Genomic DNA, 14671 nt, shown 5'->3' with positions numbered 1-14671 from the left:
AATAGAGTAAATAAATTATGTCTTATAGTACTTTTTGTCAGATAGCCAATGACCCATTAAAAGAACCTATGTTCTTTGGTCAACCCGTGAATGTGGCTCGCTATGATCAGCAAAAATACGAGATTTTCGAGAAACTAATCGAAAAGCAATTGTCTTTTTTCTGGCGCCCCGAGGAAGTGGACGTCTCCCAGGACCGGATTGATTACGCAGCTTTGCCCGATCATGAAAAACATATTTTCATTAGCAATCTGAAATACCAGACATTGCTGGATTCTATTCAGGGACGTAGCCCCAACGTGGCATTGCTGCCGCTGGTTTCTATTCCCGAACTGGAAACCTGGATACAGACCTGGTCGTTCTCGGAAACGATTCATTCGCGATCCTATACGCATATTATCAGGAATATTGTCAGTAACCCTGCCACGGTATTTGACGATATCGTTGTGAATGAACATATTCTTGCCCGTGCCCGCGATATTTCCATTTACTACGATGAGCTTATTAAACTGACCGAGTATTACGATCTTTTTGGAGAGGGTACTCACACCCTTAACGGAAAAAGCGTGACGATCAGTTTGCGTGAACTGAAGAAAAAGCTTTACCTGTGCCTAATGGCGGTCAATGCCCTTGAAGCCATCCGTTTCTACGTTAGTTTTGCCTGCTCGTTTGCGTTTGCCGAGCGTGAACTGATGGAAGGCAATGCCAAAATCATCAAGCTGATTGCCCGTGACGAAGCCCTGCATTTAACCGGTACGCAGCATATCCTTAACATTATGCGTAGCGGCGAAGACGACCCTGAAATGGCCGACATTGCCAAAGAGCTTGAGCAGCCCTGTTTTGACCTGTTCAAAAAGGCAGCCTTGCAGGAAAAGGAATGGGCTGAATATCTGTTCAGGGATGGTTCCATGATTGGCCTGAACAAGGATATCCTGTGTCAGTATGTTGAATACATTACTAATTTTCGTATGCAAGCCGTTGGCTTGAAACCTGCCTTTGACGGTAATAAACAAAACCCGATTCCATGGATCAATGCCTGGTTGTCATCCGATAATGTACAGGTTGCACCCCAGGAAGTGGAAATCAGTTCTTACCTGATCGGTCAGATTGATGCCGAAATCAATACAGATGCACTACAAAATTTTGAGCTATGACCCTTGTTGCAACACTGGATACCAGTTTTGATTTACTAGATGGGGAAACCCTTCTTGAGGGGCTTGAAAGAACCGGCCATGAGGTGGAGTATCAGTGTCGTTCGGGTTATTGCGGGTCTTGCCGCACCCGCCTGATATCCGGCGAGGTCCGATACCTATCCGAGCCGCTGGCTTTTATTTCACGTAATGAAGTGTTGCCATGCTGCTGCGTGCCGGTTAATACCGTGCATCTGGATGTTGCGCAGGCCTATGAGCCCGAGCAGCTTGCTTTAAGTGAGGATCTGGAACCGCAAAACAGCCTGGATTTCACTAAAGCCTGATTTTTCTGTAAGCGGAACGTTCCCACGCGCTGAATGAAGTGACCCCCAAATGTTGGACGGTTAAAAACTAGGCAGCTAACACCTGAATCCGGTATTGTACCGGACTCAGGCCGTTTAACTTGAGCTTGATACGTTCGTGATTGTAGTAGTGAATGTATTCCTCAATGCCCGCCTCCAGCTGTTCGATATTATCGAAGCGTTTCAGGTGGAAGAACTCGGACTTCAGTATACCAAAGAAGCTTTCCATTGCCGCATTGTCCAGGCAGTTTCCTTTCCTGGACATGCTTTGCACGATACCCCTGTCTTCCAGCATTTTCCGATAACGGGCATGTTGGTAATGCCAGCCCTGATCGGAGTGCAAAAGGGGCTTTTCAGACGGCTTAAGCCGGGCCAAGGCCTTATCCAACATCTCGGTGACCAGCTGCAAAACCGGGCGCCGTGCCATCTGCCAGGCGATGATTTCACGATTGGACAAGTCCATCACGGTAGAGAGGTACCGCTTTTGATTGTTGACTTTGAATTCCGTCACATCAGTCACCCATTTTTGATTCGGTTGATCGGCCTCAAACTGGCGCTGGAGCAAATCCGGCGCAATCGTCCCGACCGCACCCGCATACGATTTATATTTCTTGACGCGGACCAACGACTTTAAACCCAGTGCCCGCATCAGGCGCTGCACCACCTTGTGGTTGATCACCACAGTCTTGAGATGGCGTAACGCTGCCGTGATGCGCCGATAGCCATAGCGGCCTTCGTGGCGCTCATAAAGCTCAAGAATCTTGTCCTTGATGGCTGCGTATTTGTCGCCTACCGTTTGCGCCTTGAGCTGGTAGTAAAACGTACTGCGCGACAGCCCTGTTATCTGGAGCAGCAGATTGAGCGAATGATCGGGCCTTAATCCCTGGATGACTTGCGCTTTGTCTGCAGCGCTGCAGCCTGTTTCGCTTCGATTAAGGCCCTCAATTTTTTTAAGTAGGCATTCTCCGCACGCAAGTAAGCCAGCTCGTCCAGCAGTTCTTGCTGTGTCCGTGTTTCGTCAGACGCAGGCGTCTTGGGAAGATGTTTTGTAGGCATTTTCATTTGAGTTCCACCTTTATGGGGGGGCTTCAAGGCCCAGGATTCACCGGTAGTATTATACTGGCGACGCCACTTGCCGATGGTTCCTATGCTGCGGATGTTATAGAGTGCTGCGGCCTGTCGGTCGGATACCCCCTCGCGGGCAATGTGTCGCAGTACTTGCTGCTTGAATTCATCACTATAGGCACCGCGCTTGTTATCCAGGCCGGATACGCCATGATGCTGGTAGCTTGCTACCCAATAGCGCAATTGAGAAATATCCACCCCGTAGGTATCGGCAATGAGGCGATAGCCACTCTGGCCGGACAGATACTCTTGGACTAATTTGATTTTGAACGGCAAATCATATTTTGTCATTGAAAAGACCCCTAAAAGTTGAATGGGTGTCCAACTTATTGGGGTCAGTTCATTTCTTTTGTAGGAGCGAAGCATTATTCAGGTTTGCTCCGACGCCGCTTCGCGCCGAAGTCGCTGCACCTGAATAATACCTCGCTCCAGCGTGGAAACGTATACAGATAAAACAATACTTTTCAGAGGCTAATCAATCCAGCTTGATTTGGGCGCGTTCAATCACTTTCTGCCACTTTTTGCTATCATCAGCAATAAACGCCTTGAACTCTTCAGGCGTGCTGCCCTCCAGTTTGCCGATATAGGTTTTTTCCCAGCGTTCGGCCAGTTCCTTGTTATCGTTTACTTTTTGCATGGCCTCTCCCAACACTTTCAGTGCTTCAGGTGGCGTTCCGGCAGGTGCCAGCAAGCCTTGCCAACCGAAGGGGCTAAAGTCGTCAAGACCGGCTTCTTTGAAGGTGGGTACATCGGGGAAGCTGGGATGGCGCTCGTCACCGGTAATGGCCAATAGTTTCAGTTTTCCTGTTTTAATGCCACCGGCAGCGGCGGGCAGGGCATCAAATAAGAAATCCACCTGTCCGGCCATTAAATCAGCAAATGGGTTGGTGGTGCTGTACGGAATGAAAACCGGGCTTGTTTTACTGTCAAAGCCAAACCATTCACCTGATAAATGGGAATAGCTGCCTACACCCATGCTGGCAATATTGAATTGCCCTGGATTTTTCTGTAATTTTTCGATTAAATCCTTCACATCGGTAACCGCTACTTTGGGGCTGGCAATTAAGCCGGTGTTCATGATACCCAGCAGGCTGACCGGAACAAAATCCTTTTCAATGTCATAGGTTTTTTTGGTATACAAATGAGGCTGAATGGACAATGTGCTGGTTGAACCAATCAACAACGTGTAACCGTCTGGTTTTGCCTGGGCTGCGGCAGCATTGCCAATGGCACCTGATGCGCCCGGTTTATTGTCAATAATAACGCTAACGCCCAGGTTTTTCTGAAGCTCGGCAGCAACTTCACGGGCATTGGTATCAGGGCCAGTGCCAGGGGCAAACGGCGTAATGATACGAATAGGGCGATCGGGGTAAGCCGCTTGTGCACTGAAAGCGATAAGCCCCAGGCTTAGTCCGATAGTGATTTTTCTTGAAAGCTTATTAATGGTAAAACGCATAGTTGTCTCCTCAGGGATGTCATTGTCTTGATTAAATCGAATAAAACTTGATCTTTGTTAAATTATCATAATATAATAAAAAGATCAAATTAATTTTGATTAATTTTAATCAAATTATCATTAAATGATATTTGTATTTAGGAGACAGAAATGACACAAGCCAAAGACAATATTCAGCTTTCACTCAGCCATCTGGGTATTTATGTACATGACCTGGAAAAAATGAGTGCTTTTTACAAAGAAACATTTGAGTTCACCCAAACCGACAAGGGAGACCTGGGCCATACCCAACTGGTGTTTTTAAGTCGTGATCCTGCCGAGCATCACCAACTCGTCTTGGCAACCGGACGGCCGGAAAATCTTCAGTTCAACTTGATTAACCAGATTTCATTTCGTGTACCCAACCTGGATAATTTGCGCCGTTTTTACGAGCGCGTAAAAAAACATAATGATGTTAATGATATCCAGTGTGTTACGCATGGTAATGCCGTATCCATTTATTGTCGTGACCCCGAGGGTAACCGTCTTGAAATTTTCATGGACACTCCCTGGTATTGTGACCAGCCCCTGCGCGAATCCATTGATCTTGATCTAAGCGATGACGCCATCATGGCACAAGCCGAAGCCATTGCCCGCAAATATCCAAAATTCAAATTGCGTTCTGAGTGGTACGAAGAAATGCGTCAATTAATGGGGGTGTAATATGAAGACAGAAAACGAACTGTATGATGTCGCGATTGTGGGTTACGGCCCGGTTGGTGCCACCCTGGCCGGCCTGTTAGGCCAGGAAGGCTTGAAGGTATTGGTGCTGGACCGCGAGGCGGATATTTATCCATTACCGCGTGCCATCCATTTTGATGGTGAAGTCATGCGGATTTTCCAAAGCCTGGGTCTTAAAGACAAAGTGCTGGAAATCAGCCGCCCCGGTATTCATGGCATGCATTTTGTGAATGCAGAAGGGGAAACCTTGCTGGTTCGGGCGGGCAGTAACGAAAGCGGCCCCAATGGATGCGCCAATAATTATTATTTTCACCAGCCCCAGCTGGAAGTTTTGCTGCGGGAAAAGGCAGCCAGCCATGAAAACGTGACGCTAAGGCTAAGCACCGAACTGATTGGTATTCAGGAACAAAGCGATTGTGTTGAATTGACGGCACAAAATCATAATACCCATGCAAGCAGTCATTATAGGGTCAAATACGTGGTGGGCTGTGATGGTGCCCGTTCATTTGTTCGCAATACCATGAATAGTCCCATGGAAAACCTGGGATTGCGTCAGCAATGGCTGGTCTTTGATGTCTTGCTTAAACAGAATGTAGAGTTACCACCTTACACTATCCAGCATTGCGATCCGGCACGCCCCATGACCTATTGCAATGTGGTGGATAACCGCCGCCGTTGGGAAATCATGGTCATGCCCGATGACAACCTTGAGGAGTTGGTTAAACCTGAAAACATCTGGAAAATGCTTGAGCGCTGGATCAATCCAGAGCAGGCAGACCTGGAGCGTGCGGTTATTTATACCTTTAATTCCCTGATTGCCCAGGGCTGGCGCAAAGGGCGCCTGATGCTGGCCGGTGATGCCGCCCATCAGACCCCGCCATTTCTGGGGCAGGGCTTGTGTGCCGGGATTCGAGATGCGGCCAACCTGTACTGGAAACTCACATCGATTATCAAGGGCAATGCCAGTGATACCTTACTGGATACTTACGAATCAGAGCGTTCTGCCCATGTCCATGAAGTTATTGGGCTGGCTGTCTATCTGGGCAGTATTATCCAGACCACAGACCCTGATAAAGCGGCAGAGCGCGACAGGAAACTGCGTGAAGACGGCTGCCGTGAATTTTTCATGCCGGTCTCGCAATTGGGTGAAGGCTTGTGGGATAGCCAAAGAAAGGCGGGGGGGCAATTATTTTTCCAACCCAGAAACAGGGAAGGCATTGCACTGGATGATCTTGTTGGCAACCGTTTTGCGATTGTACATACCGATAAAGCGGGTTTTAACAAACTGGAGGATGCGTTGGCAGAAAGGGCTAATATCGTGCCGGTGGAACTGGATAACCAGGAGGTTGGTAACTGGCTGGCAGAAAAAGAGGCGGAATTTGTTGTGCTGCGCCCCGACCGTTATGTGCTGGGTACGGGTAAAAATAAGGCACAATTACAGGCATTATTATCGTTAGTACCGTGATACTGTTTTTGTTAAAGGTTTTATGATGAGTGAAAAATCCCCTTCCAGCCTGGCCCGTATGTTAATGGTGCTGGATTTCTTTACCGAAGACACGCCCATATGGAGTGTCGAGGATATCGCCCAGAAACTGGAGGTGTCCATTCCAACCTGTTATCGCTATATGAAAATGCTGGTGGAATCGGGTTGGCTTACTCATCAGTCAGAGTCTTGTTATACCTTTGGTCCCCGCATCCTGGTTATGGATTATTACGTGCGGCAGTCTGATCCGGTTTTGCGCGCCAGTGTCCCGCACATGCAGGAACTGGTGGCTAAAACCGGGTTTGCGTGTGTCCTGTCCGCATTTTATGGTGATCGGGTGCTGGATTCCCATCATGAAAAAAGTGATGGTAAAACTTTTCTCAGTTATGGCAGGGGCATGCCACGCCCTTTATTTCAGGGAGGAGCTCCAAAAGTGATTCTGGCCCATTTGCCCCCCCGGCAGTTGCGTAAAATTTATGACGGGCATGCCCATGAGCTGAAAAAATCAGGTGTACCGGAAGATTGGAGTAGCTTCAGGGCCTATTATCAGCAGATTAAAAAACAGGGGTTTTATTATTCTGCCGGTGAGCTGGAGTCTCATTTGGGTGCCTTGTCGGTACCCATTGAAAAGGTGGGACAGCCAGGGGTGTGGGGAGCCCTGTCACTAGTGGCAGAGTTATCGCGTTTCGAGGTGGTTGATGCTCAAAAAATGAAACAGCTGCTTGAAGTCGCTATCCGAAGTATTTCACAAAGTTTGGTTTAATTGTTTTCAATAATATGAAATTTGGAAGAAGGAAGAGAGATGAAGTTAATCAGTTTTGTTTTGAATGGTAAAAATACCTATGGTGTGGTTACCAACGATAAAAAAGTCCTGGATCTGGGCCCTTTGCTGGGAGACCGATTTGCGGATCTGGCCAGCCTGCTGGGTAATAATGATCTTGCACCGGTCCACGAGGCGCTTGAAAACAATCTGGCAACGCTGGATTATGATGCGCTGGAGTTGCTACCCGTGATTCCCGAGCCAGGCAAAATTTTTTGCATTGGCCTGAATTATGCCGACCACGTCAAGGAAACCAATCGTGAAGTGACTGAATCGCCCACCATATTTTTGCGCGTGGCTGAATCCCAGGTGGCACATAATGACAGCATTGTCTTGCCGCCAGAATCTGTCAAGCTGGATTACGAGGGTGAAATTGCGATTGTGATTGGCAAAGGTGGGCGGCGCATATCAGAAGAAGAGGCCTGGGATCATATTGCCGGTTATGCCTGCTATAACGATGGCAGTATCCGTGACTGGCAAACGGCTACTTCACAATGGGGTCCCGGCAAAAACTTCTGGAAAACCGGTGGTTTTGGCCCCTGGCTGGTGACCTCAGACGAAATCAAGCCTGGTCAGGAATTAACCCTGGTGACCCGTTTGAATGGTCAGGAGATGCAGCGTACCACTACTGAATTGTTAATTCACAGTATTCCAAGGCAGATTGCCTATATTTCTTCATTCCTGCCGTTGAATGCCGGTGATGTGATTGTGACCGGTACGCCCGGTGGTGTGGGTGCCAAACGCAATCCGCCTGTTTTCATGAAAGAGGGCGACATTGTGGAAATTGAAGTGGATGCCGTGGGTGTACTGCGCAATACCATCAGCACAGAATAAGCGCATTCAATAAAAGGCTTTTGTAAGAACATAAAATACCATTGCCTGAACTTAAACACAGCTTGAAAGCAAGAATGTAATCTGCTTTCAGGCTGTTTTTCTTGGTGTTTTCACTTCTTGATTGTTATGAAAAACCTTGTAAGATACTTGGTATAAGAAGAAAACAAACCTTAATATCACCAAGGAAATGACATGGATCTTTCAGAATTAAAGCAATTTGGCCTGGATGTAACTTATCCTTATAAAAAAAAGTATGACAACTTCATAGGCGGCCAATGGGTACCCCCGGTTTCAGGTGAATATTTTGAAAATATTTCCCCTATTACCGGAAAACCATTTTGTCAGGTAGCCCGTTCGGGAGCCCAGGACGTTGAGCTGGCACTCGACAAGGCTCATGCTGCCCGGCACGCCTGGGGTAAAACATCGGTTATGGAGCGTTCTAATTTGCTACTGCGCATGGCAGACCGTATGGAACAGAACCTGCAGTTGCTGGCGGTGGCCGAAACCATTGATAATGGCAAACCTATTCGTGAAACCATGGCGGCTGATTTGCCCCTGGCGATTGATCACTTGCGTTATTTTGCTGGTTGTATCCGTGCCCAGGAAGGCGGTATTTCAGAAATTGATGAAACAACCGTTGCCTATCATTTTCATGAGCCGTTAGGGGTGGTTGGCCAGATCATTCCCTGGAACTTCCCCATCCTGATGGCTATCTGGAAACTGGCGCCGGCCTTGGCGGCGGGTTGTTGTGTGGTATTAAAACCAGCCGAGCAGACACCGGCATCAATTCTGGTGTTAATGGAGTTGACGGCAGATATCTTCCCGCCCGGCGTGATTAATGTGATTAACGGTTTTGGCAAAGAAGCCGGCAATGCCCTGGCAAGCAATAAACGCATTGCAAAAATTGCGTTTACCGGTTCAACCGCAACCGGTAAGCATATTTTGCATGCGGCCGCCGAAAACCTGATTCCTTCCACGGTTGAACTGGGTGGCAAAAGCCCGAATATTTTCTTTGCCGATGTGATGGACCAACCAGATGCTTTTCTTGACAAGGCACTGGAAGGCTTGGCCATGTTCTCGCTTAACCAGGGTGAAGTATGCACTTGCCCATCCCGAATCCTGATTCAGGAATCCATTTACGAGGCTTTTATTGAAAAAGCCATCAAGCGTGTTCAGTCTATCAAGACCGGTAATCCGCTTGATTCAGCCACCATGGTGGGGGCGCAGGCATCGCAGATGCAAATGGACAAAATCATGTCTTATATTGATATCGGAAGGGAAGAGGGGGCGGTTTGCCTCACGGGCGGTGACCGTCATCGTCCGGGCAAGCTTGAAGATGGTTACTATATTAATCCCACTATGTTGCTGGGCAAAAACGACATGCGTATTTTCCAGGAGGAAATTTTCGGGCCGGTGGCGTCGGTAACCACCTTTAAAGATGAAGAAGAAGCGCTTGCGATTGCCAATGACAGTTATTATGGCCTGGGTGCTGGTGTATGGTCACGTGACGGATCACGAGCCTACCGGATGGGAAGGGGTATAGAAGCCGGCAGGGTATGGACAAACTGCTATCACCTGTATCCGGCACATGCGGCATTTGGCGGCTACAAGCAATCGGGCATTGGACGGGAAACCCATAAAATGGCCTTGTCCAATTACCAGCAAACCAAATGTTTGCTGGTTAGCTACAGTCCGAATGCCTTGGGTTTCTTCTAGTTTTTATATGGTTAAATAAAGAAATTAACTAGAAAAAACAATAATAGTTTATTGCTCCCCTGCCAAAGCAGGGGTTTTTTTTAAGGTTAGCCGAAATGTGAAAAGAATGCATAAGGACCAGATGGTAATCCAGATACCATGTACCACTAATAAAAGGATTTGTTTGGCTGTCAGGGCAGTGTCCTGATTCAGGGTAGAAGCAATCTCGGCAACAGAAAAGCTCATGACCAGAAGGGCAAAGAAAAGTATGCCAGCCAGTATTTGCAGTTTATGAATAGTTTTCATACCTGATCTGTTTTATTGGTTATCTTGTTACCAGTGTAAGGTGTCTGGCTAAAGTTACTAAATACCAATTCTTAATTTATATATATCTTTATTGTTATTAGCATGTTTTTTTGGGTTGCTTCCTCGCTCTTATGCCCTGAACGCTTACGTGGGTGAGTTTGCATTCCTGCGCAGATTGAACGAGCAGAAAAAAGCACGAAACTATTCGTGCTTTTTAATTTAATACAAGCAGATTCCTACCCTGTATTACCAGGCAGTAAAGTAGGCGCCGGGAAATGTTTTTTCAACAAATGCTTTAACTTCATCAGATTGGTAAGCCTTGATAAACCGGGCAACCCGGGGGTCATCTTTGTTATCTTCGCGGGCGGCAATGACCACGACGGCGAAATCGGCTTTTTCATCTTCAAGGACCAATGTGTCTTTGGCAGGGTCAAGGCCGGCAGGAATGGCATAGGCCGAGTTAACTGCCGCGGCATCCACATCTTTTAAAGAATGGGGCAATTGTGCGGCTTCAATTTCAATGAATTTAAGTTTTTTGGGGTTCTCTACAATATCAAACAGCGATGCGGTAGAGGTGACGCCATCCTTGATTTTAATCAGCTTGGCCGCTTCCAATACCAACAGGGCACGGGCCCCATTACTGGGATCATTGGGAATGGCAATCGTGGCGCCTGAAGGCAGGTCTTCCAGGTTTTTGTAACGGCTGGAATAAATACCCATGAGTTGCACCACCGCATCGGCCACCGGCACCAGTTTATAACCTCGGGTGCTGTTCTGGGCATTCATGAATGGGCGGTGCTGGTAGATATTAAGATCAATATCTTTAGTGTCCAGGGCGGCATTAGGCTGGATGAAGTCACTGAATTCAATCAATTTGACCGACAAGCCCTGTTTTTCGGCAACCTGGCGTGCGACTTCACCTATTTGGGCGTGTGGACCAACCGTTACGCCTATTTTCAGTGGTTCTTCCTGGGCAATGGCCATTGGAGAAGAAACCAGGCCCAGTGATAATGTCGCGCAAACCAGTGTTTTTTTCAACTTCATGATTGAGTGAAAAATGTTCATTTTTTATAAGTCTCTGTTGGAAAGTGAATAATGGAAAACAGATGGGGTATCAGTATGGACAGATAAATCTTTATGGGATTTTTGCTTTATTTGGCCTTCAATTATAACCAGAAGGAATAAATGCCATAAGAAATTATTTATTATATGGATATAACCATTGGGAATATATATTGGATTAAAATTATCAGCTATACAATTGCCAACTTGGCAGTTTTAACCAAATTAGTGAAAAATTTATGTCATTGCCCGAATTACATCATTATGTTCCCGATCTGCTAGCTGACAATTATGCTGCGATTGATGCCGATTTACCCCAATTGCTAGCGGTTTTGTTTGCCCGTAATGCCAGTGAAGATTGGCACAAGGCGGGTACCTTCAAACATCATCTGTTGGGGGTGTATCGTGCGTTAAGTTTGTGGGACCAGCCACGGGAAGTGCGTATGCTGGGTTTGTTTCATAGTGTGTATGGCAATGAATACGTTAACCTGACCCTGTTTGACCGTGAGCAGGAACGGGAAACCTTGCGTGGCCTGATTGGTGAAGAGGCTGAATCCTGGGTTAGCCTGTTTTGTGCTATTTCCCGTACCCGTTTTGTCCAGGCGGTATTGAATGGGCAGGGTATCGGCCCTGAGGGTCTTGACCTGGACAATGATAACGGTGAAATCACTCACCTCACACCACGCCAGGTTGCGGCTTTTATTGTGCTTACTGTGGCAGACGTTGGTGAACAGTGGCATAGCTGGCAGGATGAGATTTTTTCCGGTTATCCCTACCAGCAAAAGCGGGAGCTGGCACCGCATTGGGTATCGTCTATGTGGCCCGGGCCATTAAAACCACCCGCCAATATTTTGCATATGCTGTCGCGGCTGGTTAATGTATTGCATTCATTACCGGCAGATACCGGCATACCGGTTCCTTCGGCTTTTAACCAGGGGCAGGGCGTTCTTGAGCGAAAGGATGAAGCGGCGGCATCGGCCTTGTACTGGCAGGTGATTACCCGTATGCATCCCCTGACTGAAAACATGACAGCAAGGCTGATGGTTGAATCAGTTATAGATCATAACCCTTATGTGGGTGAGCCGCGTTTGTTACTGGCCCAACTGGCCCTAACACAAGGTGACTTTGAAACGGCTGAAACACAGGCGCTGGCCGGCCTGCAAGCCTTGCAATCCTGGGGGCTGGCCTGGGATAAACGAATTGCCTGGGAAGCCTGGGTTGCCTGGGCCCGTATTTTGCTGCAACATGCGCGTAAGCGTGAATGGCCGCAAAACCTGGGCGCTTTGAATGGCTTGGGTCTGGTTGAATAAGTTAAAAGCTTAGCCATTGGAATCTCAGACTTGCCATCTTGGGTTAAATAACCCGAAACGACAACGGGAAAGCCGGGCTGATGATTTTTGTTAGCTAAGGTTTAAACGGTAAGTGCTTAAACGCCAGATACAAAAAATGCACCCTTTTAATTGGGTGCATTTTTTGTGTAACGGGCAATCGCAGAAGAGATTGCCCAAAAAACAATGACACTTATTCCTCTTCTGGTGTGCCAGAGGGCCAGTCACGAATATAGGCTTTGAGCATGGTGTTTTCAAATTTTTGAGCTTCAAGGATGGCGCGAGCCATATCGTAAAATGAAATAACGCCCATAAGGGTCGGGCCATCCATAACCGGTACATACCTGGCGTGGTGCTCAAGCATTAAACGCTGTACCTCATTGGCATTGGTATTGGGTGAAATACTAACCGGTGCATCGTCCATGATTTTGCGAATGGTGGTGTTGCCTGCCTGATTGTCGTTGTTGCTAAGGTGGCGGATAATTTCCCGAAAGGTAAGCATGCCGGCCAGTTGCCCCTGTTCCATAATGACTAAAGAGCCAATATCATGAACACTCATGGTTTCAATGGCCTGGGCAACGGTTTGGTCTGGTGTGGCCGTATAAAGCGTATCGCCTTTAACACGCAAGACTTCGCTGATTTTCAACATATTGCTCTCCCTGATACTTGCCAGCCGGATTTTTATATTTTAAGTACTGTTCAAAACTTCTTAACCGGATCTGGCTGCTTTTACTGAATAAATGAAATTTGATATATAGAAATGTACACCATACAAAGAGTCTTTTAAAGTTAAATTTTCATGTATGGCCCGTTGATGACGGGGTGGCGGCCGTTTTCCCAGTATTAATACCTATAGAATGACGGCCGGCGTTGTTTTGCTTGCTATTGTTTTTTAATGATATCGCGAAGCTTGACAGCATTATCATTCATGAGAAGCATCGGGATAGCCTGGCGAATTTCAGGTTCGTCATCCAGGGGATTGGCCTCATTGTCAAACAAAAAATAATTGGACAAGGGGGTTAGGCTGGCGTTTTCACTGCTGGCCAATGCCCATCGTTCAGATCTTTTTCCGGTTGTGTTAACAATGTATCCCATTGCCTGAAGGGGGGCGAGCACTTCTGGCAATTCATCATGATTGATTTTTAGTGAAGAAGCCAGAAAAGAACTACTTCTGCCGGGTGGATTGTCATCACGGTTAGCATGAAGCAGGCGCAACACACGGATAGCAGTCATAAACCGGGTGCCTGGTAGGGTATTGTAATGAAAACTGCCAAGCCGGATCTGGGGGGCTATGGCCGCTACCGAGGCACCAAACAGGATAACCAGCCACGATAGGTAGATCCATAACAGAAAAAGAGGGATCGTGGCGAATGCGCCATAAATAAGCGTATAAGAAGGAAAACGGCTTATGTAAAAGGTAAAGCCGACTTTCATGATTTCCAGCAAAATAGCCGTGGTTGAGCCACCAATTAAGGCGTCTTTAAGGGCAATCTTGCGATTGGGCGCTACAAAATACAATAAGGTAAATCCCAGAACAGACATCAGGATGGGTATCATGGGAACCAGGATGCTGCTAATCAGGGACAAGTCATCAACCAGACCGAATTTTTCCTGGGCCAGGTAAGCGGTGGCCCACAGGCTGGCACCCAGCATGACGGGACCTAACGACAGAATGGCCCAATAAACCAGAATGCGCTGGGAAATTGGCCGCTGGCGCCTGATATGCCATATTTTGTTCAGCGCTTCGTCTATCGTCATCATGAGCATGATAGATGTCACAATCAGGAAGCCAACCCCAATAGCGGTAAGTCGGCTTGCCTGTTGGGCAAACGTATTAAGATAGCCCATAATGTTCTCTGACATGGCGGGCGGCATCAGGTTGTTGGTTAGAAAAGCGTCAAGCGAGGCCTTGAAATCGGTAAACAGCGGGAAGGCGGTGAAAAGGGACAGGACAACCGCCAGCAAAGGAACGATGGCCAATACGGTGGTAAAAGTAAGACTGGAAGCTGCTTGCGTGAGGTTGTCACGCATTAGCCTGGATAAGGCGTATAGAAAGGCATCTTTATAAAATAGCAGGCGGGATTTGCCGCTAAACCGCGAAAGCTGTTCTTGTTCTTCTTGTGCCTCTTGGGCTTCCTGCTTTTGTTCCAGGTGCTCTTCCTGGTCCATATAGATTTGTTTGTCTTCTGTTTTCATGAAAAAGTAAGGGAATTAACCATTTTAAGGGCAGTATAACAAGATTATCCCCGCGCTTTAAGCCAGGCTGCGCTTATAATACAGTAATTAACGTTAAATGATTATTGAGTATTTTTGTGCCTGCACCTGTAATTTTTTCTTCTGACCAGGATACCCC

At 47.3% G+C, this 14671-nt stretch carries 14 protein-coding genes; 8 read left to right on the top strand and 6 right to left on the bottom strand.

Annotation, left to right across the window (positions count from 1 at the left end; all coding sequences use genetic code 11):
• Positions 1–17: 17 nt before the first annotated feature.
• Positions 18–1151: a class Ia ribonucleoside-diphosphate reductase subunit beta gene (gene nrdB, locus JHL22_RS05375; protein ID WP_200234715.1), complete on the top strand. Its 1134-nt coding sequence runs from the start codon at positions 18–20 to the stop codon at positions 1149–1151.
• Positions 1148–1471, top strand: coding sequence for a class I ribonucleotide reductase maintenance protein YfaE (gene yfaE / locus JHL22_RS05370; RefSeq protein ID WP_200234713.1), 324 nt, complete (start codon positions 1148–1150; stop codon positions 1469–1471). The genes nrdB and yfaE overlap by 4 nt, the downstream gene beginning before the upstream one ends.
• Positions 1472–1538: 67 nt before the next feature.
• On the opposite strand, the gene JHL22_RS05365 is transcribed toward yfaE, so the two are convergent.
• Positions 1539–2905, bottom strand: a protein-coding gene (locus JHL22_RS05365; RefSeq protein WP_200234857.1) for an IS3 family transposase whose coding sequence is annotated in 2 segments (ribosomal slippage) — positions 1539–2404 and positions 2404–2905 — 1368 coding nt in all. Because the reading frame shifts where the segments join, the coding sequence is not laid out codon by codon here.
• A gap of 184 nt (positions 2906–3089) precedes the next feature.
• Positions 3090–4070, bottom strand: a complete 981-nt coding sequence (locus JHL22_RS05360) for a Bug family tripartite tricarboxylate transporter substrate binding protein (RefSeq protein ID WP_200234711.1) — start codon at positions 4068–4070, stop codon at positions 3090–3092.
• A gap of 150 nt (positions 4071–4220) precedes the next feature.
• Here JHL22_RS05360 and JHL22_RS05355 point away from each other — a divergent pair, with 150 nt between their 5' ends.
• From JHL22_RS05355 to exaC, 5 genes are all read left to right on the top strand, one after another.
• Complete coding sequence (locus tag JHL22_RS05355; protein WP_200234709.1) at positions 4221–4772, top strand: VOC family protein; 552 nt, start codon at positions 4221–4223, stop codon at positions 4770–4772.
• Position 4773: 1 nt separating this feature from the next.
• Positions 4774–6255, top strand: coding sequence for a bifunctional 3-(3-hydroxy-phenyl)propionate/3-hydroxycinnamic acid hydroxylase MhpA (mhpA, locus tag JHL22_RS05350; protein WP_200234707.1), 1482 nt, complete (start codon positions 4774–4776; stop codon positions 6253–6255).
• Positions 6256–6280: 25 nt separating this feature from the next.
• Positions 6281–7036 (top strand): IclR family transcriptional regulator, encoded by a 756-nt coding sequence (locus JHL22_RS05345; protein WP_200234705.1) that lies wholly within the window; start codon positions 6281–6283, stop codon positions 7034–7036.
• A gap of 39 nt (positions 7037–7075) precedes the next feature.
• The gene (locus JHL22_RS05340) at positions 7076–7927 is read left to right on the top strand and encodes a fumarylacetoacetate hydrolase family protein (protein ID WP_200234703.1); all 852 of its coding nucleotides are present in this window, start codon (positions 7076–7078) and stop codon (positions 7925–7927) included.
• A gap of 192 nt (positions 7928–8119) precedes the next feature.
• Positions 8120–9643: an acetaldehyde dehydrogenase ExaC gene (exaC, locus tag JHL22_RS05335; protein ID WP_200234701.1), complete on the top strand. Its 1524-nt coding sequence runs from the start codon at positions 8120–8122 to the stop codon at positions 9641–9643.
• 48 nt (positions 9644–9691) lie between these two features.
• On the opposite strand, the gene JHL22_RS05330 is transcribed toward exaC, so the two are convergent.
• Together JHL22_RS05330 and JHL22_RS05325 are read right to left on the bottom strand one after the other, a co-directional pair.
• Complete coding sequence (locus JHL22_RS05330) at positions 9692–9928, bottom strand: hypothetical protein (protein ID WP_200234699.1); 237 nt, start codon at positions 9926–9928, stop codon at positions 9692–9694.
• 246 nt (positions 9929–10174) lie between these two features.
• Positions 10175–10972, bottom strand: coding sequence for a MetQ/NlpA family ABC transporter substrate-binding protein (locus JHL22_RS05325; protein ID WP_200234697.1), 798 nt, complete (start codon positions 10970–10972; stop codon positions 10175–10177).
• A 257-nt stretch (positions 10973–11229) separates the two neighbouring features.
• On the opposite strand from JHL22_RS05325, the gene JHL22_RS05320 reads away from it, so the two are divergent.
• Positions 11230–12300 (top strand): DUF6817 domain-containing protein, encoded by a 1071-nt coding sequence (locus JHL22_RS05320; protein ID WP_200234695.1) that lies wholly within the window; start codon positions 11230–11232, stop codon positions 12298–12300.
• Positions 12301–12511: 211 nt separating this feature from the next.
• On the opposite strand, the gene JHL22_RS05315 is transcribed toward JHL22_RS05320, so the two are convergent.
• Both JHL22_RS05315 and JHL22_RS05310 read right to left on the bottom strand, forming a co-directional pair.
• Positions 12512–12967, bottom strand: coding sequence for a CBS domain-containing protein (locus tag JHL22_RS05315; protein ID WP_200234692.1), 456 nt, complete (start codon positions 12965–12967; stop codon positions 12512–12514).
• 233 nt (positions 12968–13200) lie between these two features.
• Positions 13201–14514 (bottom strand): YihY family inner membrane protein, encoded by a 1314-nt coding sequence (locus JHL22_RS05310; protein ID WP_234041122.1) that lies wholly within the window; start codon positions 14512–14514, stop codon positions 13201–13203.
• Between the last annotated feature and the right edge of the window lie 157 nt (positions 14515–14671).

Source organism: Advenella mandrilli, assembly GCF_016595155.1.
Lineage (GTDB): Bacteria > Pseudomonadota > Gammaproteobacteria > Burkholderiales > Burkholderiaceae_B > Advenella > Advenella mandrilli.
Note: the sequence above shows the minus strand (reverse complement) of the source record. Positions and strands in the feature narration are given on the sequence as shown.

What these genes read in the sequence shown, in the direction of transcription:
- nrdB (WP_200234715.1), top strand. Translation starts at nt 18, where the DNA reads ATGTCTTATAGTACTTTTTGTCAGATAGCCAATGACCCATTAAAAGAA.
- yfaE (WP_200234713.1), top strand. Translation starts at nt 1,148, where the DNA reads ATGACCCTTGTTGCAACACTGGATACCAGTTTTGATTTACTAGATGGG.
- JHL22_RS05360 (WP_200234711.1), bottom strand. Translation starts at nt 4,070, where the DNA reads ATGCGTTTTACCATTAATAAGCTTTCAAGAAAAATCACTATCGGACTA.
- JHL22_RS05355 (WP_200234709.1), top strand. Translation starts at nt 4,221, where the DNA reads ATGACACAAGCCAAAGACAATATTCAGCTTTCACTCAGCCATCTGGGT.
- mhpA (WP_200234707.1), top strand. Translation starts at nt 4,774, where the DNA reads ATGAAGACAGAAAACGAACTGTATGATGTCGCGATTGTGGGTTACGGC.
- JHL22_RS05345 (WP_200234705.1), top strand. Translation starts at nt 6,281, where the DNA reads ATGAGTGAAAAATCCCCTTCCAGCCTGGCCCGTATGTTAATGGTGCTG.
- JHL22_RS05340 (WP_200234703.1), top strand. Translation starts at nt 7,076, where the DNA reads ATGAAGTTAATCAGTTTTGTTTTGAATGGTAAAAATACCTATGGTGTG.
- exaC (WP_200234701.1), top strand. Translation starts at nt 8,120, where the DNA reads ATGGATCTTTCAGAATTAAAGCAATTTGGCCTGGATGTAACTTATCCT.
- JHL22_RS05330 (WP_200234699.1), bottom strand. Translation starts at nt 9,928, where the DNA reads ATGAAAACTATTCATAAACTGCAAATACTGGCTGGCATACTTTTCTTT.
- JHL22_RS05325 (WP_200234697.1), bottom strand. Translation starts at nt 10,972, where the DNA reads ATGAAGTTGAAAAAAACACTGGTTTGCGCGACATTATCACTGGGCCTG.
- JHL22_RS05320 (WP_200234695.1), top strand. Translation starts at nt 11,230, where the DNA reads ATGTCATTGCCCGAATTACATCATTATGTTCCCGATCTGCTAGCTGAC.
- JHL22_RS05315 (WP_200234692.1), bottom strand. Translation starts at nt 12,967, where the DNA reads ATGTTGAAAATCAGCGAAGTCTTGCGTGTTAAAGGCGATACGCTTTAT.
- JHL22_RS05310 (WP_234041122.1), bottom strand. Translation starts at nt 14,514, where the DNA reads ATGAAAACAGAAGACAAACAAATCTATATGGACCAGGAAGAGCACCTG.